Genomic DNA, 21,361 nt, shown 5'->3' with positions numbered 1-21,361 from the left:
CCTCCCCTGCAAGTATTCACGGTCACAGGTCAATCGGACTCGACCTATACACGGGGGATTTATGAATCAAAAACTAGCTAAGGTTGCCATCAACCGCCACATCGTCGACAAGAACATCGGCGGCAATCTCTACTACTTGGCAAAAGAGTGGGAAAACGTCGAACTCAAGATCGATGAACTCATCAATACCGTCGCTCATGACGGACACGCCTTCTGCGCCCAATTACATGGCAGCAGATCAAACAAAAACTACTCACTAACAAACCTCGTATCGATCGATGTCGATGCTGGCACAACCATCAAGGATGTGTTGGAGGATGAGTTTGCAAGAAGTCACCTCACCTTCTTCTACACGACAGTCAAACACACAGTTGAAGAGAATCGATTCCGTCTGGGATTTCTCTTAGAACGTGATCTAACTGATCCGAGCGAATACGTTGCTATCAAACGAGCATTGGGATTGAAGTTCTGCGGAGATCCCAGTACACACGACGCATCGAGAATTTCATATGGCAATCGTTCAGCAGGATATGAAGTTTTTGATGGGTACATCCCGACTGACGTAATTGACGAATTAATCGAACTCGGTCGAGCAGCCCCCATCATCAGCAAAACTGACTCAATAACAGGAGACTTCAATACAGGCACGAGAAGATGCACAAAAAAGCTTCCACGTGATTTTGAGGCGTTTACCAAAGCAGGTCTTCTAACAAGACTTGTCGATCTCAATCAACAAACTCAAATTCATTGCAAATTCCATAACGATGGCAATGCCAGTGCATTTACCAACAAAAATGCGCATGGATCAACCTACATGTTTTGCATCGTATGTCGCACGACTTGGTGGGTTGAGTCAGAAAAAGAGGAAGCCATACGAACGCACGATGACTATGAATTTGTGAAGATCATCAAGCAATCTCGTGAACTGGTAGATGCCAAGTCAGAGTTACGTGTATTTCCCGACCACATTGATCCGAAAAAGATGCCAACGCTGGGAATTGGATCTGTAGAGATAGTTAATCACCAGTATCTAGAAGTTGACGGTTTGCACAACGGGCTCACACTCATAAGAAGTCCTAAAGGTTCAGGAAAGACTGAATCACTGACTGAGATTATTAGAAATCTTATTGTTAGCAAAGACTTTCGGACCCTTGAAGATGTCGAAAATGTCGATCCTGATGAACCCCCAAGATTACTTACCAACAACTACAAAATTTTATTGATTGGTCATCGACAAGCATTGATTCGTCAGCTATGCAACCGCCTGGGTCTGAACTGCTACCTCGACGACGACAAGTTTGATTTTCAAGAGGTCAAACGTAGAAGAAAACGTTATGGCGTTTGCTTGGACAGTCTCTGGAAAGTCAGAGACATTGACTATGACCTCATAGTCATTGATGAATGCGAACAAGTTCTCGCCCATCTGTTGTCAGACACAATGAAAAGACGGGAATCGATCTATTCGATGTTGCGTTACGTCATCAGCTCTGCAACCAACGTAGTAGCACTTGATGCTGACTTGGGTTGGACTTCATACCTCACGTTAACAGAGATGCGTGGCATTACTACCCCCACGGCGGCAAAAGACAATCGTCTGTGGTTAATCATCAATGAACACATAGCGGACAAGTCTCAGATTGAGATTTATTCATCCAAGGACGACCTAATAGGTCGAATGATGATGGACGTTGCCGATGGCAAAAAGTTGTTTGTTGCTGCCAACTCGAAACGACTGATTGAACGCCTGCATGCAGGCATCAGGGAGAAGTTCGGTGATGGTGTTTCGTTTGCTGTGACCTCTGCCAATTCGAGGACAGATGAGGCGCAGTACAACACCTCATTTTTTCAGGAAACATTCAAAAAATTCAATGTATTCATGTGCAGTCCATCTCTAGGAACAGGAATTGATTTCACTTTTGAAAATAATGAAAAAATTGTTGATTGCTGCTACGGTTTCTTTGAGTCTTTAATCAACACCCACCTAGATATCGACCAACAAATTCGCCGTGTCCGACACCCAAAAAATGTACGAGTCTGGCTCAGTCCAAGGACGTTTGATTTCGAAACTGAGTTCGGTGTCATCAAGCGTCAATTGCTAGTTGACCAAGTAATTGCCAACACATTTGTTGGATTTGATCCAATCAAACGAGAGCAGATTTACAACGAGACTGACCCATTCTTAACAATGGCAACTCATATCGTTTCTGACCAGCGACGTTCACAGAACAACCTAAAAAAGAACTTCATTGATTACAAAATCAAGACAGGCTGGGTTCCAACTTTGATTGCAAAAAATGATGCATTTGCAGATCAAGGCAAGGATGCAATTGCGTTAGGCAAACGCCTTGATAACGAACAATTTATTCAAAATATATTAAATGCGAAACCAATATCTAAAACCGACTTCGATGTAATTCAAGAGGCTCTAGGTGATGACTCTAATCTCTCGGAAGATAGCTATTGGTCATTCCGACGCATGACTCTTGAGGCGTTTTATCAGTGCCCCTTGAGTGAGAGTGTTATCAGCAAAGACCAACGAGGAGAACTACGAAACCAGTTTAGACTCTTCAACGCTATCACCGACTCTAGCCTAATCAAAGAAATTAAGAAGCAAAAAAATATCAAGTATTTCGTAGGTAACAAAACAATTCCGTTTGATCGGCTTAAAGAGTGGGAAGCAAAGGTTGAGTTGATGAACACACTGCTATCAAGCACGCCTCCATTCAAAGATGGTCACTTTGATCTGACTTCAATTTATACGATGTCTGATCTCACTGAATTCATTCGGACTTGTAAAAAACTAAGCGCCTACGTTCAAGGGCAGTTCAATCACCCACTTAGGAGTGACCTCATATCTAAACCAACGACACAACTGCATTGGTTCTTGAAAATGGTTGGAATATCAACCATCAAATCGACCAAAAAGAATGGCAAAGACAAGATTTACCAGTACATGATCGACCCTGACTCCTACAACACGATGGTCGAACTTAGAACCCTCCGAGAGTCCATCCAAGACGATTGGATATTCATCAACCAACTCCATGGGTTTACGCCATCCCAACCGACCATTTGACCAAGGGCGGGGATAACTGAGCTAATTTATATAAAAATACTAAAAACACACATCTGTTATCCCCTCCCTGGATTTTGACGACCCAAAAATCGACGAAAACCGTACCAGCTGTTATGGGAAACGCCCGTAAACCCCCTAAAAATGCGTCATTTGAAGGGTGTGTCGTTTGCTTAGTTAGCAACCAAACTAGGTTGACTTAAACCGATATGGTGGAAACCACCCATACGAAACCGTTGGTTTGAACCTACGAGGATTAATTAATTGGGGATTTGAAACGTCATAAGTACCCGCAACGCCACTAAAAGGAGGTACTTATGGCAAAGAAAACAAAACCACCAATCCCCAACCCCATCACTCAGATTGCCCACAAGGTCCATGACCACGGGTTTAGGGGGAACCAAGACCGTGTGATTGAAATGATTCGTGAGATGAACAGCGACTTCTACAGCTTCGCCATCACAGAAGACAACAAGGCAATGGTTTTAGTGATTGCCAAGGATGACTACTATGATGACTTTTAAACAGTGGTTGAAGTGGCGTAAGCGATTAGGGACTATGGATAAGTGACCCGCAACTTTACAAACAATCGTCTAACCCCCCATAAGGGATGATCGATTGACAAGCTATAGATGCCAGGTTTTTTCAAAATAATCATGGCAGATTTAGGAGATATAGGTGGATCATAATTATTTGAAAAATAGCCCCAACTCGCTGCAACACCCGGAAGAGCTGGTTCGCCTACGTGAATAGCAACACCAGCATCGTAGTCGCTATCACTAATACCGAGCTGAAACCCTCTGAATGACATGCGTGGAGTATCCCAAAAACTGCCATCATCGTTGAGTAAAAGTACTGAGAAATAGAAACCAGATCCATCAATAATAATCCTATCACCAACCTTCATATCAACATACTGCTCGTTGATACTCATGGTAAGGCAGCTGACTACTGCTATGTCTTGACCGCAAATTCCAGTTCTGGTTGTATAGTTTAATAGCTGACCCCAAGCATCAGCCGTGTATTTAAAATACTGAGGACTGTATAGGAAACAGTTAATATTTGGCGTAGTCACGTCTCCCCCAGCCACAAAACCACTTCCGTTAGACACAACACATTGATAACCATCGGGTGGTGTTTCTACTGATATGTTATATGCAGCTCCATTAGAAACTCTACTGCTGAAACGAAATTGCGTACTATTCTCTGGAATGGATAGTATTTCAGAACCATTTTTTATTTTTAGACCACTAGCAATAGTCCCTGTAAAAGTCCCCCCCACAAATGCCCGACCATCTGCGCACGATACGTTAACACTAGATATATTCGACGCCCCCATCGTTCCAGATGCTGAATCAACAACACATGTGAAACCTGCAGGAGAATTAACTACCTCTACATTGTAATTAGATCCATAGGCGATTGGAGATGTAAAGGTATAACTTCCGACGCCGGATGAAATATCAATTATTTCACTACCACTCTTCAACCTTAATCCGGCTGAAATTAGACCGGAAACAGCACCACCAATCTTATAGGAATTCGCTGAACAAGTAACTTGTATATTACTAATTCCACTCCGTGTCATTACACCCGATGCCGCTGAAACACTACAAGTTTTACCTAAAGGCTGCTGATGCACTGTCACACTATATCCATCACCAGAATTTATTTTATCTTGAAACTGAAAACTACTACTTCCTGAGTTAATAGACAATTGAGTAGAGCCATTTTTTAAAATAAGCCCCGATGTAGTGAGTCCAGATATTACACCTCCCAATACACCTGGAGCATCCGCACATCGCACCGATATATTTGTGACTGACTGATTATTAATTGCACCAAATCCATTTAACAGGGAGCAGATTTGTCCTTCAGGTTGATTTTTTATCTTTACCTCGTAAACATCAGCATTTGAAAGTTTGTTTTTAAAAGTGAAAGATGTTGCATTTAATGCAGGGCTAAAATTATCTGTTCCATTGGATAAAACCAAACCACTCGAAGTTAATCCGCTTATTGAACCAGCAAGATTATAAATAGCGGCCACTGAAACATTATTAATAATATTAATTGTGACGTTTTTAGCATCATTAATCGTTATTGATGTTTTTATTTGTGTTAATTGCGGAACGACTTGATTTGTTACCTTAGTTGTCAAACTAGCCAATTTTTCCGACATTGACGTGGACGAGTTCGAATTTGCATCAACCGTCTTCAGTAGCTCCGCAACAGAAACAGCTACCTTGTGTGCATCAGCATATGCTGTGTTAGTCGTTTTCTCAGCCACAAAGTTCTTCATAACATCGATTGACGTCAACCCCAACTCCGACTGAACTGCAGACTTTGCAGAATCAATAGAAAGACCTGTCGCCATTTTTGCAGCGACATGAGTAGTCAATGGAGAAACCACTGAGGGGTATCCGGCTGGCGCAATCATCGTGAATCCAGCTGCCAGCGGAGTGTTAGGTGTATCTTGGTCGATCGTTGTGCCTGAAATCGCTTGAACAATAACCGAGTGACTATTGATTTGATCTTGCGTCGCATTCAAATTAAAAGAGCCGTCTGCTCCAGTTAGGGACGAAGGTTCTCCAGCGTCATACGCTCCATTACCGTTTAAGTCTAGGAAGGCTCGAGCATTAGTAAGGTACCCATCAACCGCAACACCAGAAAAACCTGATGGAGCTGGGGAACCACCTGCTGGACCACCGCCACCGCCACCGCCTCCACCGCCACACCCAATTAGTGCAACTGCAAACAGAGTAATGGCAATCAGAGGACGTGTCATAGCTATTCTTGTATTTGTAAGATAGATAACAGTCTAAATCTAAATTTGATAAAAACAACAACATTGGTAAGATTTTTAACCAACATCAACTCAACAACGGTGGAAGCTATCGCACACCCCCCCCCACTACACCCAAGTCGCACATCACACAAAGCACTACAGAACCAGTCACGCACAAGGCAGAGGCTCACACACCTACAATGCCAGCACCTCTGCGGGTGTCGTTCAATGGTAGGACTCTTGCTTCCCAAGCAAATAACGTGGGTTCGATTCCCATCACCCGCTCCAATTAAAAAAGCCGCTCTGCTCACTAACGTGAACTGAGCGGCTTTTTCGTGGGTGCAACGTTGAATTAAATCAGCGTCACACCTGTCTTGCTTTGCAAGAAGTCGCGGGTCACGCCTGGTGCTAACTCAATCACTTTCAAGCCTTCAGGCACCACGTCCATCACCGCGAGGTCGGTGATGATGCGGTCTACCACGCCCACGCCCGTCAAAGGCAAGGTGCAGTCTTTCAAGATTTTCAAATCTTCGGTGCCGTCTTTTTTCTTGGCCACGTGTTCCATCAAGATAATCACGCGCTTGACGCCCGCGACCAAGTCCATCGCGCCGCCCATGCCTTTGATCATCTTGCCGGGGATCATCCAGTTGGCCAAATCGCCCTTCTCGCTTACTTGCATTGCGCCAAGGATGGAGAGGTTGATCTTGCCGCCGCGAATCATGGCAAACGATTGGTCGCTGCCAAAAATGGCAGAGCCTTTGATGGTGGTGACGGTTTGCTTGCCTGCGTTGATGAGGTCGGCGTCGACTTCGTCTTCATAGGGGAACGGGCCAATTCCGAGCATGCCGTTTTCGCTTTGCAGCCACACTTCCACGTGGTCTGGCACGTGGTTGGCCACCAGCGTGGGAATACCGATGCCGAGGTTCACATAAAAACCGTCTTGCAGTTCGCTTGCCGCGCGTGCGGCCATTTCGTCTTGAGTCCAAGCCATGATGGTGTCCTTATTTACGGTCGCGGGTGGTGCGCTTTTCAATGCGCTTCTCGGGCGTGGGGTTGTGCACGATGCGGTGCACGTAAATGCCAGGCAAATGAATGTCGTCAGGGGCCAGCTCGCCCGTGGCCACGATGCGCTCGACTTCCACCACGCAAATTCGGCCAGCGGTCGCTGCGGCTGGGTTGAAGTTGCGCGCGGTCATGTTGAAGCGCAGATTGCCTGAACGGTCAGCCACATCCGCTTTGATGAGCGAGATTTCAGGCACGAGTGAGCGTTCCATCACGTAAGTTTCGCCGTCGAAGTCGCGCAGTTCTTTACCTTCGGCCACCAAGGTGCCCACGCCAGTTTTGGTGAAGAAGGCGGGAATGCCAGCGCCGCCTGCACGCAGCTTTTCAGCCAGTGTGCCTTGGGGTGTGAATTCGAGCTCCAACTCGCCAGAGAGGTATTGGCGTTCGAACTCTTTGTTCTCGCCCACGTAGCTGGAAATCATTTTTTTGATTTGACGGGTTTCGAGCAACTTGCCCAAACCAAAGCCGTCCACGCCAGCGTTGTTAGAAATGACGGTCAAGTCCTTCACACCACTGTCGCGCAAGGCGTCAATCAGGGCTTCAGGAATGCCACACAAGCCAAAACCACCCACAGCCATCAGTTGGCCGTCGGCCACGATGTCTTTGAGTGCTTCAGCAGCAGAAGGAAAAACTTTGTTCAAGGGATGCTCCAGTCAAAGTACAACAGAATGACGATACGATACTACGTATTGAACTACGTAGTTTTTCGTAAGCACAGACCCCCTAGGCCACCCACATGATTGATTACCGCCAAGCCTTTGACCTCGCCCCCGTCGGGCTAGTGCTGTCACGCAACCGCACCATGGTGGACTGCAACCAACACGTGTGTGACATGTTTGGCGCCACACGCGAGCAGTTGATTGGCCAGTCATTTCAAGTGCTCTACCCCAGCGCAGATGAATATGAGCGCACGGGTGCGCGCATCAAGCTAAGCCTCAACGCCAAGGGGCTGTATGCCGACGACCGTTTGATGAAGCGCATCGATGGCCGCCTGAAAGGTGAGCCGTTTTGGTGTCATGTGACAGGCCGAGCCTTGAACCTGGAGTCGCCCCACGAAGCGGGCATTTGGAGTTTTGAAGACCTCAGCGCCACGCGTCCTGTGCGCGCTGAGCTCACTGCACGTGAGCGCGAAGTGGCCGCTTTCTTGATGGAGGGCATGACCTCCAAAGAAATTGGCAAGGTACTGGGCATCAGCCACCGCACGGTGGAGATTTACCGTTCCAAGCTCATGCGCAAATACAAGGCATCGACCACTGCAGACTTGGTGCACAAGCTGGTGGTGGGTTAAGCCGTCTTAGGCTTGAGGTGCGTCCACCACTTCAGCAGCAGCTCTGAAGCCTTCCACAGCCGTAGGCACGCCACAGTAAATGGCAGCATGCAACAACACCTCTTGCAATTCTTGTTTGGTCGCACCGTTATTCAACGCGCCGCGCACATGGCCTTTGAGCTCATGCGTTTTGCCCAGTGCCGTCAACATGGCCACGGTGATGAGGCTGCGGGTTTTCAAATCCAACACATCGCGCTGCCATGAATCACCCCACGCGGCACGTGTGATGTGGTGCTGCATGGGCAATGTGAAATCGCTCGCACCTGCAAACGCTTTGTCTACAAAGGCCTGGCCCATCACTTGGGTGCGTTTGGTCAAACCATTTTGAAAAGCGGCATCGGTGGGGTGGCTGTGTTTGTTTGTCATGTGCGTCCCTCAAGTTCAATCAAGTCAGAAATAGACCCAAGGATAATCGCCTGAGATGACTTAACACTTGGAGACACCCCATGAGCCGCTACCCACACCCAGAACTCAAAGACTTGCCCGACGACATTCGCGCCAAGATTTTGGAAGTGCAAGAAAAAGCAGGCTTTGTACCCAATGTGTTCTTGGCGCTGGCCCGTCGCCCGGCCGAGTGGCGTGCCTTTTTTGCGTACCACGATGCCTTGATGGTGCCTGAGTCGGTGGGCCGCGAAAGCAACCTCACCAAAGGTGACCGCGAAATGATCGTCACCACCACCAGCGCGGCCAACAACTGCTTGTATTGCGTGGTGGCGCACGGCGCGATTTTGCGCATCTACGAGAAAAAACCACTGGTGGCCGACCAAGTGGCCGTGAACTACCGCAAGGCAGATATCAGCCCACGCCAACGCGCCATGCTCGACTTTGCTATGAAGGTTTGCCTGCACAGCGACATGGTGGAAGACGCCGACTTCACCGCCCTACACGCCCATGGATTCAATGACGAAGACATTTGGGACATTGCCGCCATCACCGCTTTCTTTGGTTTGAGCAATCGCGTTGCGAGCTTCAGCAACATGATGCCCAACCCCGAGTTTTATGTGATGGGTCGTGTGCCCAAGCAAAAGTAAATGCAATGCCGCAACGGGTGCGGGGCGTGCTGCATCGCGCCCTCCATCACCAGCGCCCTACCCGGCATGCCACATGGCAAAGAAGCAGGCGTGCCGTGTGCGCAACTGCTGCCAGATATGCGCTGCGCGGTATTTGGTAAACCAGAGCGGCCGTCGTTTTGTGGCGGACTGCAGCCCTCAGCAGACATGTGCGGTGCAAACCGTGATGCCGCAATTCTCTGGCTTACACAGCTCGAAACATCCACCACCCCAACGATCAAGCAAGCTAGGTGATACTTATTGGAAATTAGCCATCGCCTCTATGTCTAACATCCCATCACCTGATTTCACGCCACGCCTGATCGTTCGGCGGTTGAGCGTTGATCTGTCTACGCCCATGCGCCGACACTGGAACGGTGGTGATGCTTTTTTAACCGCTTTCTACAACGCGCTGTCTTTCAGCTTTCCAGAAGGTGAACAGTTCTTCATCGAATCCGTCCGTAATGGTGTGCAACACCTTGATGCAGAGACCTGTAACCCCGCCTTTCACGACACGATCCAAGGCTTTATTGGCCAAGAAGCCACGCACCGACATTTGCACGCCCAGTACAACATCCAGCTAGAAGCGCAAGGCCTTAAGAACCATTGGGGGCCACGCATCGTGAAAAGAAAAACACGTGCACGTCGCTTGTTCCTGAAATCTACCAAGCGCCACCTGCATGAGTTGGCCATCACAGCAGGCTATGAGCATTTCACATCCGTGCTGGGTGATCTGACGCTGCAAAGCATTGGCAAAGAAAGTGATTGGCTTCAAGACGCCGATACGTCACAGCAAACACTTTGGCGCTGGCATGCTGCAGAAGAGTGTGAACACAAAGCCGTAGCGTTTGATTTGTACCAACAACTCGGCGGCAACCACACTTGGCGCTTGTTATGGGTTGTGTACCTCTCCATCCACTTCACGACCGATGTGATACGCCAAACCATCAACAACCTCTGGCACGATCGCACGCTTCATAAGCCCAGCACTTGGTGGTCCGCAGTTAAATTTTGTTTTGGTCGTTATGGCTGGTTATGGCGATGCACACCGCGTTTCGCGGCCTATTTCCGCAAAGACTTTCACCCCAACCAAATGGGTAGCGAAAAACATATGCGCGAATGGCAAGAGACCAACAAAAGTCAATGGCAAGCCGTTGGGAGCCCAACGGCTCAAGAAACTTAGGGTGTGACGATCTCACGCAGCCACGCAGGTAAATCCACCGCTTTTTTATTGGGAAAGTCCACCCAAATCGTAGTAGCCCCGCCCGCGGCGTAAATCACACCTGGGTTGGCGGCTTGCTCCATCGTGGCCCAGGTTTCAAACGTGGTGCGGCCTGGGTCGCTGGTGTACATCTTGAGCAGCACATCGCCTGGATATTCGAGCTGCTTATAAAAGTTGCAAAACGCATTCACAACCACAGGGCCCTCACCCTCGGGGCCGGGCGCGGCATTGAACTTGTGCAACCAATCCACTCGCGCAATTTCAAGATAACGGAAGTAAACCGTGTTGTTGATATGCCCCATTGCATCCATATCGCCCCAGCGAATGGGAATGTTGCATTCGTAGACCAGTTTCTTTTTTTCTGGAATTTCGTATCTCATACCGCAAACCCATCGTCGGCCGAAATGATGGCCCCATTGATGAAAGAACTCTCGGCACTGGCCAACAGCACCAACAAGGCATCCAAATCTTCTGGATGACCAATGCGCTTGCGTGGCAGCATGCTCACCAGTTTTTGACCTTGCTCGGTCTGCCAATGATGGTGGTTGATTTCGGTGTCGATGTAGCCCGGGCAAATCGCATTCACGTTGATGCCAAAGCGCCCCCACTCCATGGCCAGCACCTTGGTCATTTGAATGACGGCGGCTTTGCTCATGCAATACGGGCCAATCTGCGGCAACACACGCAATCCTGCGACCGAGGCAATGTTGATGATGCGACCGCCTGTGTAAGTCCCGGGCGCTGCGCCCTTGGCACGGGCCAACATGCGTTTGCCCACTTCTTGCGCCACGAAAAACGAGCCGCGCACGTTGGTGTTGAAGGTGAAGTCAAAGTCTTCTTCGGTCACGTCTTGTACGCGTTGTGTCGTACTCACGCCTGAGTTGTTCACCAAAATGTCGATGCTGCCCACCTCAGTCTCAGCGTGAGCCACGGCGGACTTGATGCTGCCCAGCGTGGTCACATCCAAGCGCACCACATGGGCGTCGCCGCCCTCGGATTGAATCTCAGCGCGTAGCTCTTTGAGTTTTTCCACACGGCGGCTGGCCAGCACCACGGCAGCGCCTGCGCGTGACAAGGTGCGGGCAAATTGCGCCCCCAAACCACTGGATGCACCGGTGACCAAAGCCACGCGGCCCGACAAATCCATGCTGTACGCCATGCTGAGCTCCTGAATGTTGAGTTATTTCATTATGACAAGTGCGTCTATGACAGGCCCTAAAATCTGTCTCACCTCTGACAACAGACTGAGACAAAACAAATGACACAAGAAGAGATCCTCGCCCAGTTCGGACCACGCGAAGCCATGGAATACGACGTGGTCGTGATTGGTGGCGGCCCCGGTGGTTTGGCCACGGCCATCCGCATCAAACAACTCGCCGCTGAAAAAGGCAACGACGTGTCTGTGGTGGTGCTGGAAAAAGGCTCTGAGCCCGGCGCACACATCTTGTCAGGTGCCGTGATGGACCCCAAGGCCATCACTGAACTGATCCCCAATTGGAAAGAACTCGGCTGCCCTATCAACCAAGAAGTCACGGGCGACGATGTGTTGTTCCTCAGTGAAACAGGCGCACAACGCACCCCCGATTGGCTGCTGCCCCGCAACTTCCACAACGACGGCTGCTATGTGGTGGCGCTCGGCAATGTGGTGAAGTGGATGGCGGCGCATGCGGAATCCATCGGCGTTGAAATTTTTCCAGGCTTCACGGCTGCAGAAGTTTTGTATGACGAGCAAGGTGCTGTCAAAGGCGTTGCCACCGGCAACCTCGGCATCGGCAAAGACGGCGAACCCACCGACAACTTCCAACTCGGCATGGAACTGCACGCCAAGTACACCATCTTCGCTGAAGGTGCGCGCGGCCACTTGGGCAAACAAGTCATTGCCAAATACAACTTGGCCGAAGGCCGCGACCCACAAAGCTATGCCATCGGCATCAAAGAGCTGTGGGAAGTTGATCCCTCCAAAGCCAAGCCAGGCTTGGTGGTGCACACCTCTGGCTGGCCCATGCAAGACGACGCCTTTGGCGGCGGCTTTTTGTATCATCTCGAAGACAACAAAGTCACGCTCGGTTTTGTGCTCGGCCTCGACTACAAAAACCCATGGCTCAGCCCCTTTGAAGAAATGCAACGTTGGAAAACACACCCAGCCATTGCAGCTCACCTCGAAGGCGCGAAACGCATTGGCTACGGCGCACGCGCCATCAACAACGGCACGCCACAAGCTCTGCCCAAGACCGTGTTCCCAGGCGGCGCACTGATTGGCTGCGATGCCGGCTACTTGAATGCTGCCCGTATCAAAGGCAGCCACGCCGCCATCAAGAGCGGCATGTTGGCTGCTGATGCTGCCTACGAGGCCGTGTCTGCAGGCCGTGCCAACGATGAGCTGAGCGCTTACCCCGCTGCGTTCGAGAAGAGCTGGCTCAGCAAAGAACTCAACCAATACCGCAACTTCAAGCTGTGGTTCAAAAAAGGCATGTTGGTTGGCACCTTGATGACTGGCATCGAACAATGGCTGTTGCCCAAGCTCGGCATCGACACGCCACCATGGACACTGCACGGCAACAAGCCCGACCATGTGAACTTGGAGCCTGCGGCACAGCACGCCCAGATCAACTACCCCAAGCCAGACGGCAAGCTCACGTTTGACCGCTTGAGTAGCGTGTTCATCAGCAACACCAACCACGAAGAAAACCAACCCGCGCACTTGACGCTCAAAGACGCGTCGGTGCCTGTCAACATCAACCTCGCCAAATACGCTGGCCCTGAAAGCCGCTATTGCCCTGCTGGTGTTTATGAGTACGTGAAGAACGAAGACAACTCCGACCGCTTGCAAATCAACGCGCAAAACTGCGTGCATTGCAAAACTTGCGACATCAAAGACCCCACACAAAACATCGTGTGGGTCACGCCTGAAGGTGGTGGCGGCCCTAACTACAGCGGCATGTAAAGACTATGAACAAATATCACGCAGAACACACTTGGGTGCGCATCGAAGGCGACACCGCTTTGGTGGGCATCACCCAACACGCACAAGACACGCTGGGCGACATCGTGTTTGTTGACTTTGCACCCGTAGGCACCGCCGCTGCACAAGGCACCGTAGCCGGAGTGGTCGAGTCGGTCAAAGCCGCTGCTGATGTGCACATGCCCGCGAGTGTGGAAATCCTTGAGCAAAACGAAGCCCTGCGCGCCGACCCATCGCTGGCCAACAGCGACCCCGAGGGTGCGGGCTGGTTTTACAAGGTCAAGCTCAGCAATGCTGCTGAGTTGGATGGGTTGATGGATGCGGCGGCTTATCAGGCTATCGCAGGCTAACTTTCTCTCGTTGACGAGGCGCTGCTTGTGGCAGGCAGCGCCGCCCTCCTCAGAGACTTCGTCACAATTGCGTCGGTCGGCGCTGCCTACCCCAAGCAGTTTCTTGCGGGTCGTTTTTTAAAGCGCCAGCCCCAAGCGGGCGATACCCTCGTTAATCTTCTCCACATCCGCCGTGGCAAAGCTCAAACGAATCGCTGTCGTGTCTGGGTTGCTCGCAAAGAACGGTGCGCCCGGTACAAATGCCACGCCTTTTTCAATCGCGCGTTTGGCCAGTTCGCTACCGTCTTTCACTTTGCTGCCTGCGCCTGTGAGGTTGGCCCAGAAGAACAAACCGCCTTGTGGTTGCGTGAACGTCAAGGCATCGCCCAGCTCGCGCTTCAGGGCTTCACCCATGGCTTGTGCGCGCTCAGCGTACACACTGCGTACATGCGCCAAGTTGGCAGGCATGCGGCCTGCTTTGAGGTAGTGCGCGGCGGTGGCTTGCGCAAAGGTGGAGGTGTGTGCATCACTGAACTGCTTGCACATGGTGGCGCGCGCCAACAACTCGGGCGGGGCAATCATCCAGCCCACGCGCAGACCGGGTGACAACACCTTGCTGAGCGAGCCGCAGTACACCAGCCACTCACGGCTGCCCGGCACTTGGTCGCTCAAAGCGAGCAACGAAGGCGGTGGCGCTTCGCCAAAGTACAGGTCGCCATAGGGGTCGTCTTCAACCACCACGGTTTTGTATTTCACGGCGAGTTCGAGCACGCGCAGGCGACGCTCAAGGCTCAAGGTGGCACCGCTTGGGTTACCAAAAGTGGGAATGAGGTACACGAGCTTAGGCTTGTGTTGCACCATCATTTCTTCGAGCTTGTCCACTTGCACGCCGTGCGCGTCGATGGGCACACCCACCACTTGCGGGCCGTACAAACGGAAGCACTGGATGGTGGCCAAGAACGTGGGGCCTTCGACCAAAGCCACATCGCCTGGGTTGAGCAAAGTCTTGGCAATCAGGTCCAGCGCTTGTTGGCTGCCGGTGGTGACGATGAGGCCGTTGGCGTCTAAGCCCTTTACACCTTTGCTGGCCATGAAGGCCGCAAGTTGTTCGCGCAGTGGGTTGTAGCCCTCCGTTGCGCCGTATTGCAGCGCAGCACCTGGCTCTTGGGTCAGCGCTGCTTCACTGGCTTCACGGATACCTTGCACGTCAAACATGGCGCTGTCAGGAAAGCCGCCAGCAAAGCTGATGATGCCGGGCTTGCCCAGCAGCTTGAACAGCTCACGAATAGCGGAGGTTTCAACGTTGTTGAGGCGGTCAGCAAACTTCATAGTTGAGGGCATAGCGTGGGGAATAATGGACGGATGAAAACACAGCACATTGAGCCTTTTTTCGCGACGCTGAAAGCAGCCAATCCGCAGCCCAATACCGAGTTGGAATATACCAGCGTGTTCGAGTTGTTGGCCGCTGTGCTGCTGAGTGCCCAAGCCACCGATGTGGGTGTGAACAAGGCCACGCGCAAGCTGTTTGCGGTGGCCAATACGCCGCAACAAATTTTGGACCTTGGCCTAGAAGGCCTTGAGGGCTACATCAAGACGATTGGCCTGTATCACAGCAAAGCCAAGCACCTAATGCAAACCTGCCGCATCTTGGTGGAGCAACATCAAGGGGTGATCCCCCGCACACGCGAAGCGCTAGAAGCCCTACCCGGCGTGGGTCGCAAAACGGCCAACGTGGTGCTAAACGTGGCCTTTGGCGAACCCACCATGGCGGTGGACACGCACATCTTTCGCGTGGGCAACCGCACGGGCTTAGCACCAGGCAAGACGCCACTCGCGGTGGAGATGCAGCTGATGAAGCGTATCCCTGCTCAGTACTTGGTGGACGCACATCATTGGCTCATCTTGCATGGCCGCTATGTTTGCCAAGCGCGCAAACCACTGTGCTGGCAATGTGGCGTGTCTGAGTTTTGTAGCTTCAAGCCGAAGACGACGAAGCCTTGAACCGCTTAGGCGATAAGGCCACGCAGCACATCGGTGCTCATGTGTTGATCTAGGTAATCGGCCAAGCCTTCAAACACAGTTTCTAGCGTGGGCGTTTGCGCACCAAACATGGCTTGCAACACGGCAGGGTCTTCAAATAAACCGTGCAAGTACGAGCCCATCACATTGCCTGCATCGTTTTGCCAAGCCAAGCTTGGCATCACCTCATGTACCACTTGTCCTGCGGCAGCCATGGCAGCGTGGGCTTGTGTTTGTCCGTGGTGAATTTCATAACCACTCACCTGCACGCCCGACAGCGCAGACCAAGCACCGCGCAGTTGGCCAAACTTGGCTGCGGTGCGCCGCACGGTTTTGTCTGCGGCGAATTGCGTGACCACAGGCAACAGCCCCAAGCCGGCTGCATTGCCATCAATGCTGTGTGTGTCAATCAAAGCCTCGCCCAACATTTGCAAGCCACCACAAATGCCCAACACCCCACCGCTCTGCTCTGCATGTTGAGCAATGGCAGCGTCAAGGCCTTGGCTGCGCAACCAAGCAAGGTCGCTGCTGGTGTGCTTCGAGCCAGGCAAGATGACCCAATCGCTAGCCTGCAAGCCAGCCAAATCGGCGGGGCTACGCGCCCACAACAGGCGCACACCGGGCACGTTCTTTAACGGTTGAAATTCGTCGAGGTTGCTGATGCGTGGGTAGGCAATGACGGCCACGGTTTTATTCACTACACCTGTGGCGCGACTTCGGTCATCAAACACACCATCTTCTTCAGGCAAGCCATGTTGCCACCACATGGGCAGCACGGCCACCGTGGGCACGCCTGTGCGCTCTTGCATCATCTCAGGTGCAGGCGCAAGCAGCGATGCATCGCCGCGAAACTTGTTGAGTACAAAGCCTGTGATGCGTGCTTGATCTTCTGGTGGCAATAAGGCCCATGTGCCGTACAAGTGGGCAAACGCACCGCCTTTGTCAATGTCGGTCACCAGCAAGCAGCGCGCATCGCCATGACGCGCGACGCGTAGATTGACGATATCGTTGGCCATGAGGTTGATCTCGGCTGGCGAGCCCGCGCCCTCAATTACCACCACATCGTTTTCGGCACGCAAAGCATCGAGAGACGCTGCAATTTGCGGCCAAACTTTTTCGCTTCGACCGCGCCATGGCGTGTTCGTTAGTTCGTTGTTCACCTTGCCCAGCAAAACCACTTGGCTGTGCGTGTCGGCTTCGGGCTTGAGCAGCAAAGGGTTCATTCGCACATCGGGCTCGGCTTTGGCAGCGAGGGCCTGAAAGTATTGGGCAGAGCCCACTTCACCTAGGCCGTTGTGCGACGCCACCACGCGAGCGTTGTTGCTCATGTTCTGCGCTTTGAACGGGGCCACTTTGAAGCCTTGACGCGCATACCAGCGGCACAACGCTGTGGTCAACCAGCTTTTGCCAGCGCCGCTGGATGTGCCCAACACCATCACACACTTGGCCGTCATGGCGAGTCCTTAAATTTAATCTTCGATACCGCGTTGCGCGGGAATGCCTGCATTGAAGGCGTGTTTGATTTTGGTCATCTCGGTCACCGTATCGGCTAGCTCAATCAACTCTGTCGGACAACGACGCCCAGTCATGCACACATGCACGTCAGTGGGCCGCGCACGCAGGGTAGCCAACACATCGTCTAGCGGCAACCAACCGTAAATGAGTGGGTAGGTAATTTCATCCAACACCACCAAGAAAAACTCGCCACTCAAAATCGCAGCCTTGGCTTTTTGCCAGCCGTCGCGCGCGAGTTGCGCCGAGTGTTCAAGGTCTTTGCTTTTCCAACTAAAGCCATCGCCCAAGCCTTCTACCGAAATACCGAGTTGTTCAAACATGCGGTGTTCGCCAAAGCGCGCCGTGGGCACCTTCATGAACTGGTAAATCTTCACCGCTTTACCTCGGCCATGCGCGCGCAGGGCCAAGCCAAATGCTGCAGTGCTTTTACCTTTGCCGTCCCCAGTGTTGACGATGAGCAAGCCACGTCGCTCAACTTGCGGCGTGACACGCGCGTAATTGACAGGCGGTTTTTCGATATTCATGTTGCAGCGCTTTGGTTACAGCTTGGGCACAGCCACCCACTGGCCATCTAGGGAATGAATGGCAATGCGTTTGTCAAACACGGCTTCAACAGCACGGTGCGTCGCCGCATCCGAGCAGGCACCTTGGTGTACCACACGGCCAGTTTGCATGACCACCATGTCATCCGCATGCAAGGCCATACCCACTTCGTGCAGAACGCTAATGACGGTGGTGCTTTGCGCGGTGAGGCAGCGCACTTGCTCTAGCCAATCCACTTGATGGGGTGGGTCTAGGTTGGCAAGCGGCTCGTCCATCAACATCACTTGCGCTTGCACAGCCATGGCGCGGGCCAGCAACACGCGCTGACGTTCACCACCCGAGAGCTGACCGATGGAACGCTCGCGCCATTCCCAAGATTGTGTGGCTTTCAAAGCAGTTTCCACCACCGCATGATCATGCGTACTGGGCGCAGCCAGCCAATCTTGATGAGGCATGCGCCCGAGCATGACCACATCCCACACACGCAAGTCATCAGACACTGATTCGTTTTGACCCAACCACGACAGCTGCTGCGCGCGCTGCTTGCGGTCCATCGCCATTAACTCTTGGTCAAACAAAAAAATGCGGCCACTGAAAGGCAACAACCCAGCCATGACCTTGAGCAAGGTGGACTTGCCAGCACCATTGGGGCCAACGATGCTGGTCCAACGCCCTGCTACAAACGAGATATCAATCCCGTGCAACACCTCTTGCCCCGCAAGAGACACATGCACATCGCGCACACGCAAAGCCATCAGCGGCGAATTCATCGTGCAGCCCTCGTTGTTTGACCGCGATACATCAGCCACAGCAAATAGCCACCGCCCAACACGGCAGTTAGTACGCCCACGGGCATCTCTTGAGGCGACAACAGCATGCGGGCCAACAAGTCAGCGGCCAGCAGCAAGACACCGCCCATTAAAGCCGACAGCAACACAATCCAGTTGTGCTTGGTCTTCACCAGCGAGCGCACCAAGTGCGGCGCAGCTAAGCCGACAAAAGCAACCAAGCCCGTTTGAGCAACCGCCGTCCCCGTGGCCAGCGCCAACACACACACCAGCGCCACTCGTACGGGCGCGAGCGGTAAACCCAAACTCAATGCAGTGGATTCACCCAAGCTCAAAGCATCCAGCACACGGCTCAATGCAAATGAGACTGCCACGCAAACGAGCAATACACCCAACATCAACGCACAGGAATTCCAACCAATGAAGCTGGTTGAGCCCAACAAGAAGCCTTGCATGCCTTGCAACACATCGGGGCGCATGAGGGTAATAAGCGAAGCAAGAGCGCCCAGCACCACACCCACGATCACGCCCGCCAACAACAAACGCAACGTGTGTTGAACGCCACGCGCCAGCACGAGTGTGAGCAACACAGCCAACACCGCCCCGATAAACGCTGAGCCTGTCAAACCCAAACGCACCAAAAATTCAGTCGCAAACGGATTGCCACCAAACAGCGTCAAGGCCACAGCAACACCCAGCGAGGCCCCCGATGCGCTTCCTAGCAAATACGGATCAGCCAAAGGGTTACGAAACAAGCCTTGCGCCAATGCACCTGCAAGCCCAAGCAATGCACCCGCTGCACATGCGCCCACGCTGCGCGGCAAACGAATGTCCCACACGATTTGCCATGCAGTGTCGTCTTGCATGACGGTGAGCCAGCTTTCAAAGCCAGTGCTACCCACGGCGCTGCCGAGTGCAATGCCGAGTGCACTGAGCAACAACAGGCTCAATACCACTAGCAATGGCGACCAACGCGCACCTTGAATCGTCATGGCTGACCTTTCGGTTTGTCGTTGACTTTGCTTGCCTCGGCTTTGTCAGTCATGCACTTGGCCATCAAGCGCGCAGCTTCTGCCATACGAGGGCCAGCGCGCACCAACACATCAGACTCTTCTGATTTGAAATGGCAAACACGCTGAGTGCGCATGGCTCGCATGTTTTGCCATCCAGGGCGTGTAGTCATGTCGGCAAAGTTGCTGTCACCCACCATGATGATGTCGGGCTGAGCACGCACCACATACTCTGGATTGATTTTGGGAAACGGCCCAAGCGCAGCAGGCAAGATGTTGCGAGCACCCAAGCGCTGCAAAGTTTCACCAATGAACGACGACTCGCTAGCGCCATAGGGCGCACGGCTGACTTCAAAGTACACACGCTGGCCTTTGGCCTGCGCAGGAATTGACTGTGCAGCCGCATTCACCGCTGCATCGATGTGACGCCACACGCGGTCACTCTCAGCCACCGGCACATCCAAGGCCTGCGCCACGATGCGCATGACGCGCTGCACATCGGTATGCGAACGCGGCTCTAGAGCCAAAACCGTTAGGCCCAAGGCGGCAAAGCGCTCTGCCCCACGTGCAGATGTAGCCATTAATATCAAATCAGGTTTAGCAGCTACAACGCTTTCAATATTGGGGTCGATGCCACCGCCCATGCGTGGCAACTTGGCAATGCTGTCGGGCCAGTTGGAGTAGCGATCTACGCCTACCAACTTTTGGCATTGACCTAAAGCACAGACGGTTTCGGTAAGTGACGGCAACAAGCTGACGATGCGCTGCGGCGGCTTGGCAATGGTCACCTCGACTTGGCGGTCATCTCGCAACACCAAGGCTTGCGCGGCGCTGGCAATAAGCCATAAAACGGATAACGCGAGGAAACGTTTAAGCATAAGCCGCCTCCCACTGCTGAATGATGCGGTGCAACTGCGCCACACCGTCTGTCAAGGATGCAGGGCCTGGCTGCAAGATGTCGGCCGATTTAATTTCAAAAATTTGGTTTTTGCGAACCGCTGGCACGTCTTGCCAACCATCGCGCGCGGCGGCCTTCTCAGGACGAAACTTCTTACCGCACAGAGAGCCAATGATGATGTCGGGTGCACGATCCACAATGGCTTGACCGTTGGCAATGATGCGGTCTTTGCCCATCGGCATTTGCGCCAACTCAGGAAAACAATCGTCACCACCGGCAATACCAATCAGCTCAGACACCCAACGGATGCCACTGATGTGCGGATCGTCCCACTCTTCAAAATACACCTTGGGCCGACGCTTGAATTTGGCGGCGGTTTGTTGAATGGAATCCAACTGCTCACGCATTTGCTGCAGTCGCTGCAAGCCCTGCTCTGCTTGGCCCACCATTGCAGCCACTTGATAGAGCATCGAAAAAATCTCGTCCACACTGCGCTGGTTGAACACCGTGACCTGCACACCAGCACGGATAAGCAAGGCCGCGATGTCGGCCTGCAAGTCTGAGAACCCAAACACGCAGTCGGGCTTGAGTTCTAAGATCTTGTCAATCTTGGCACTCAAGAACGCGCTGACTTTGGGCTTTTCATCACGTGCACGACGCGGGCGCACGGTGTAACCCGAGATGCCCACAATACGCGCCTCTTCCCCCAGCATATACAGCCACTCCGTCGTTTCCTCGGTGAGGCAGACGATGCGTTGGGGGTATAGATCAAGCATTCA

Annotated in this window: 22 protein-coding genes and 1 tRNA gene; 10 read left to right on the top strand and 13 right to left on the bottom strand. The window is 52.4% G+C overall.

All coding sequences use genetic code 11. From position 1 onward, the window contains the following. Nucleotides 1-61 precede the first annotated feature (61 nt). Nucleotides 62-3,076, top strand: coding sequence for a plasmid replication protein, CyRepA1 family (locus B9Z35_RS03435; RefSeq protein ID WP_108282242.1), 3,015 nt, complete (start codon nucleotides 62-64; stop codon nucleotides 3,074-3,076). A gap of 314 nt (nucleotides 3,077-3,390) precedes the next feature. Continuing rightward, a complete protein-coding gene (locus B9Z35_RS12855) occupies nucleotides 3,391-3,597 on the top strand; it encodes a hypothetical protein (protein WP_146178940.1) in 207 nt (68 codons plus the stop codon). Nucleotides 3,598-3,629: 32 nt separating this feature from the next. Here B9Z35_RS12855 and B9Z35_RS12850 read toward each other — a convergent pair whose 3' ends face one another. After that, the gene (locus B9Z35_RS12850; RefSeq protein WP_146178939.1) at nucleotides 3,630-5,858 is read right to left on the bottom strand and encodes a hypothetical protein; all 2,229 of its coding nucleotides are present in this window, start codon (nucleotides 5,856-5,858) and stop codon (nucleotides 3,630-3,632) included. Nucleotides 5,859-6,072: 214 nt separating this feature from the next. On the opposite strand from B9Z35_RS12850, the gene B9Z35_RS03425 reads away from it, so the two are divergent. Continuing rightward, nucleotides 6,073-6,146, top strand: a tRNA-Gly gene (locus B9Z35_RS03425). 64 nt (nucleotides 6,147-6,210) lie between these two features. Here B9Z35_RS03425 and B9Z35_RS03420 read toward each other — a convergent pair. Together B9Z35_RS03420 and B9Z35_RS03415 are read right to left on the bottom strand one after the other, a co-directional pair. Then, the gene (locus tag B9Z35_RS03420) at nucleotides 6,211-6,849 is read right to left on the bottom strand and encodes a 3-oxoacid CoA-transferase subunit B (RefSeq protein WP_108282240.1); all 639 of its coding nucleotides are present in this window, start codon (nucleotides 6,847-6,849) and stop codon (nucleotides 6,211-6,213) included. 10 nt (nucleotides 6,850-6,859) lie between these two features. Next, nucleotides 6,860-7,561, bottom strand: a complete 702-nt coding sequence (locus tag B9Z35_RS03415) for a CoA transferase subunit A (RefSeq protein WP_104799229.1) — start codon at nucleotides 7,559-7,561, stop codon at nucleotides 6,860-6,862. A gap of 95 nt (nucleotides 7,562-7,656) precedes the next feature. Here B9Z35_RS03415 and B9Z35_RS03410 point away from each other — a divergent pair, with 95 nt between their 5' ends. Further along, on the top strand, nucleotides 7,657-8,208 hold the full coding sequence (locus B9Z35_RS03410) for a PAS and helix-turn-helix domain-containing protein (RefSeq protein ID WP_108282239.1): 552 nt from the start codon (nucleotides 7,657-7,659) through the stop codon (nucleotides 8,206-8,208). Between the two features lie 6 nt (nucleotides 8,209-8,214). On the opposite strand, the gene B9Z35_RS03405 is transcribed toward B9Z35_RS03410, so the two are convergent. Further along, nucleotides 8,215-8,613, bottom strand: a complete 399-nt coding sequence (locus B9Z35_RS03405) for a carboxymuconolactone decarboxylase family protein (RefSeq protein ID WP_108282238.1) — start codon at nucleotides 8,611-8,613, stop codon at nucleotides 8,215-8,217. Between the two features lie 80 nt (nucleotides 8,614-8,693). On the opposite strand from B9Z35_RS03405, the gene B9Z35_RS03400 reads away from it, so the two are divergent. The 3 genes from B9Z35_RS03400 to B9Z35_RS03390 are packed head-to-tail and all read left to right on the top strand — an operon-like array spanning nucleotide 8,694 to nucleotide 10,479. Further along, nucleotides 8,694-9,278 carry a peroxidase-related enzyme gene (locus tag B9Z35_RS03400; RefSeq protein ID WP_108282237.1) on the top strand — a complete coding sequence of 195 codons (585 nt, stop codon included), beginning with the start codon at nucleotides 8,694-8,696 and terminating at the stop codon, nucleotides 9,276-9,278. Next, nucleotides 9,279-9,551, top strand: coding sequence for a YkgJ family cysteine cluster protein (locus tag B9Z35_RS03395; protein ID WP_108282236.1), 273 nt, complete (start codon nucleotides 9,279-9,281; stop codon nucleotides 9,549-9,551). 28 nt (nucleotides 9,552-9,579) lie between these two features. Next, nucleotides 9,580-10,479 carry a metal-dependent hydrolase gene (locus tag B9Z35_RS03390; RefSeq protein ID WP_108282235.1) on the top strand — a complete coding sequence of 300 codons (900 nt, stop codon included), beginning with the start codon at nucleotides 9,580-9,582 and terminating at the stop codon, nucleotides 10,477-10,479. On the opposite strand, the gene B9Z35_RS03385 is transcribed toward B9Z35_RS03390, so the two are convergent. Both B9Z35_RS03385 and B9Z35_RS03380 read right to left on the bottom strand, forming a co-directional pair. Continuing rightward, nucleotides 10,476-10,898 (bottom strand): thioesterase family protein, encoded by a 423-nt coding sequence (locus tag B9Z35_RS03385; protein WP_108282234.1) that lies wholly within the window; start codon nucleotides 10,896-10,898, stop codon nucleotides 10,476-10,478. The genes B9Z35_RS03390 and B9Z35_RS03385 overlap by 4 nt on opposite strands. Further along, nucleotides 10,895-11,677 carry an SDR family oxidoreductase gene (locus tag B9Z35_RS03380; protein WP_108282233.1) on the bottom strand — a complete coding sequence of 261 codons (783 nt, stop codon included), beginning with the start codon at nucleotides 11,675-11,677 and terminating at the stop codon, nucleotides 10,895-10,897. Before B9Z35_RS03380 ends, B9Z35_RS03385 begins: the two co-directional genes overlap by 4 nt. A gap of 99 nt (nucleotides 11,678-11,776) precedes the next feature. Between B9Z35_RS03380 and B9Z35_RS03375 the strand changes: the two genes are divergently transcribed. Continuing rightward, on the top strand, nucleotides 11,777-13,462 hold the full coding sequence (locus B9Z35_RS03375) for an electron transfer flavoprotein-ubiquinone oxidoreductase (RefSeq protein ID WP_108282232.1): 1,686 nt from the start codon (nucleotides 11,777-11,779) through the stop codon (nucleotides 13,460-13,462). Between the two features lie 5 nt (nucleotides 13,463-13,467). Continuing rightward, the gene (gene gcvH, locus B9Z35_RS03370; protein WP_108282231.1) at nucleotides 13,468-13,830 is read left to right on the top strand and encodes a glycine cleavage system protein GcvH; all 363 of its coding nucleotides are present in this window, start codon (nucleotides 13,468-13,470) and stop codon (nucleotides 13,828-13,830) included. Nucleotides 13,831-13,947: 117 nt separating this feature from the next. Here gcvH and B9Z35_RS03365 read toward each other — a convergent pair whose 3' ends face one another. Then, nucleotides 13,948-15,138, bottom strand: coding sequence for a PLP-dependent aminotransferase family protein (locus B9Z35_RS03365; RefSeq protein ID WP_108282230.1), 1,191 nt, complete (start codon nucleotides 15,136-15,138; stop codon nucleotides 13,948-13,950). A gap of 33 nt (nucleotides 15,139-15,171) precedes the next feature. Between B9Z35_RS03365 and nth the strand changes: the two genes are divergently transcribed. Further along, a complete protein-coding gene (gene nth, locus B9Z35_RS03360; protein ID WP_108282229.1) occupies nucleotides 15,172-15,810 on the top strand; it encodes an endonuclease III in 639 nt (212 codons plus the stop codon). A 5-nt stretch (nucleotides 15,811-15,815) separates the two neighbouring features. Here nth and B9Z35_RS03355 read toward each other — a convergent pair whose 3' ends face one another. The 6 genes from B9Z35_RS03355 to B9Z35_RS03330 are packed head-to-tail and all read right to left on the bottom strand — an operon-like array spanning nucleotide 15,816 to nucleotide 21,358. Further along, a complete protein-coding gene (locus B9Z35_RS03355) occupies nucleotides 15,816-17,282 on the bottom strand; it encodes a cobyric acid synthase (RefSeq protein WP_108282228.1) in 1,467 nt (488 codons plus the stop codon). A gap of 15 nt (nucleotides 17,283-17,297) precedes the next feature. After that, nucleotides 17,298-17,867, bottom strand: a complete 570-nt coding sequence (gene cobO, locus B9Z35_RS03350; protein WP_108282227.1) for a cob(I)yrinic acid a,c-diamide adenosyltransferase — start codon at nucleotides 17,865-17,867, stop codon at nucleotides 17,298-17,300. A gap of 15 nt (nucleotides 17,868-17,882) precedes the next feature. Continuing rightward, nucleotides 17,883-18,656, bottom strand: coding sequence for an ABC transporter ATP-binding protein (locus B9Z35_RS03345; RefSeq protein ID WP_108282226.1), 774 nt, complete (start codon nucleotides 18,654-18,656; stop codon nucleotides 17,883-17,885). Next, the gene (locus B9Z35_RS03340; RefSeq protein WP_199219755.1) at nucleotides 18,653-19,666 is read right to left on the bottom strand and encodes an iron ABC transporter permease; all 1,014 of its coding nucleotides are present in this window, start codon (nucleotides 19,664-19,666) and stop codon (nucleotides 18,653-18,655) included. Before B9Z35_RS03340 ends, B9Z35_RS03345 begins: the two co-directional genes overlap by 4 nt. Continuing rightward, nucleotides 19,663-20,562, bottom strand: a complete 900-nt coding sequence (locus tag B9Z35_RS03335) for an ABC transporter substrate-binding protein (protein WP_108282225.1) — start codon at nucleotides 20,560-20,562, stop codon at nucleotides 19,663-19,665. Before B9Z35_RS03335 ends, B9Z35_RS03340 begins: the two co-directional genes overlap by 4 nt. After that, nucleotides 20,555-21,358, bottom strand: a complete 804-nt coding sequence (locus B9Z35_RS03330; RefSeq protein ID WP_108282224.1) for an ABC transporter substrate-binding protein — start codon at nucleotides 21,356-21,358, stop codon at nucleotides 20,555-20,557. Before B9Z35_RS03330 ends, B9Z35_RS03335 begins: the two co-directional genes overlap by 8 nt. Nucleotides 21,359-21,361: the final 3 nt, after the last annotated feature.

This window comes from Limnohabitans sp. Jir61 (assembly GCF_003063545.1).
Taxonomy (GTDB): domain Bacteria; phylum Pseudomonadota; class Gammaproteobacteria; order Burkholderiales; family Burkholderiaceae_C; genus Limnohabitans.
Note: the sequence above shows the minus strand (reverse complement) of the source record. Positions and strands in the feature narration are given on the sequence as shown.

Coding starts and splice junctions, on each gene's coding strand:
- B9Z35_RS03435 (WP_108282242.1), top strand. CDS start 62: ATGAATCAAAAACTAGCTAAGGTTGCCATCAACCGCCACATCGTCGAC.
- B9Z35_RS12855 (WP_146178940.1), top strand. CDS start 3,391: ATGGCAAAGAAAACAAAACCACCAATCCCCAACCCCATCACTCAGATT.
- B9Z35_RS12850 (WP_146178939.1), bottom strand. CDS start 5,858: ATGACACGTCCTCTGATTGCCATTACTCTGTTTGCAGTTGCACTAATT.
- B9Z35_RS03420 (WP_108282240.1), bottom strand. CDS start 6,849: ATGGCTTGGACTCAAGACGAAATGGCCGCACGCGCGGCAAGCGAACTG.
- B9Z35_RS03410 (WP_108282239.1), top strand. CDS start 7,657: ATGATTGATTACCGCCAAGCCTTTGACCTCGCCCCCGTCGGGCTAGTG.
- B9Z35_RS03405 (WP_108282238.1), bottom strand. CDS start 8,613: ATGACAAACAAACACAGCCACCCCACCGATGCCGCTTTTCAAAATGGT.
- B9Z35_RS03400 (WP_108282237.1), top strand. CDS start 8,694: ATGAGCCGCTACCCACACCCAGAACTCAAAGACTTGCCCGACGACATT.
- B9Z35_RS03395 (WP_108282236.1), top strand. CDS start 9,279: ATGCAATGCCGCAACGGGTGCGGGGCGTGCTGCATCGCGCCCTCCATC.
- B9Z35_RS03390 (WP_108282235.1), top strand. CDS start 9,580: ATGTCTAACATCCCATCACCTGATTTCACGCCACGCCTGATCGTTCGG.
- B9Z35_RS03385 (WP_108282234.1), bottom strand. CDS start 10,898: ATGAGATACGAAATTCCAGAAAAAAAGAAACTGGTCTACGAATGCAAC.
- B9Z35_RS03380 (WP_108282233.1), bottom strand. CDS start 11,677: ATGGCGTACAGCATGGATTTGTCGGGCCGCGTGGCTTTGGTCACCGGT.
- B9Z35_RS03375 (WP_108282232.1), top strand. CDS start 11,777: ATGACACAAGAAGAGATCCTCGCCCAGTTCGGACCACGCGAAGCCATG.
- gcvH (WP_108282231.1), top strand. CDS start 13,468: ATGAACAAATATCACGCAGAACACACTTGGGTGCGCATCGAAGGCGAC.
- B9Z35_RS03365 (WP_108282230.1), bottom strand. CDS start 15,138: ATGAAGTTTGCTGACCGCCTCAACAACGTTGAAACCTCCGCTATTCGT.
- nth (WP_108282229.1), top strand. CDS start 15,172: ATGAAAACACAGCACATTGAGCCTTTTTTCGCGACGCTGAAAGCAGCC.
- B9Z35_RS03355 (WP_108282228.1), bottom strand. CDS start 17,282: ATGACGGCCAAGTGTGTGATGGTGTTGGGCACATCCAGCGGCGCTGGC.
- cobO (WP_108282227.1), bottom strand. CDS start 17,867: ATGAATATCGAAAAACCGCCTGTCAATTACGCGCGTGTCACGCCGCAA.
- B9Z35_RS03345 (WP_108282226.1), bottom strand. CDS start 18,656: ATGAATTCGCCGCTGATGGCTTTGCGTGTGCGCGATGTGCATGTGTCT.
- B9Z35_RS03340 (WP_199219755.1), bottom strand. CDS start 19,666: ATGACGATTCAAGGTGCGCGTTGGTCGCCATTGCTAGTGGTATTGAGC.
- B9Z35_RS03335 (WP_108282225.1), bottom strand. CDS start 20,562: ATGCTTAAACGTTTCCTCGCGTTATCCGTTTTATGGCTTATTGCCAGC.
- B9Z35_RS03330 (WP_108282224.1), bottom strand. CDS start 21,358: ATGCTTGATCTATACCCCCAACGCATCGTCTGCCTCACCGAGGAAACG.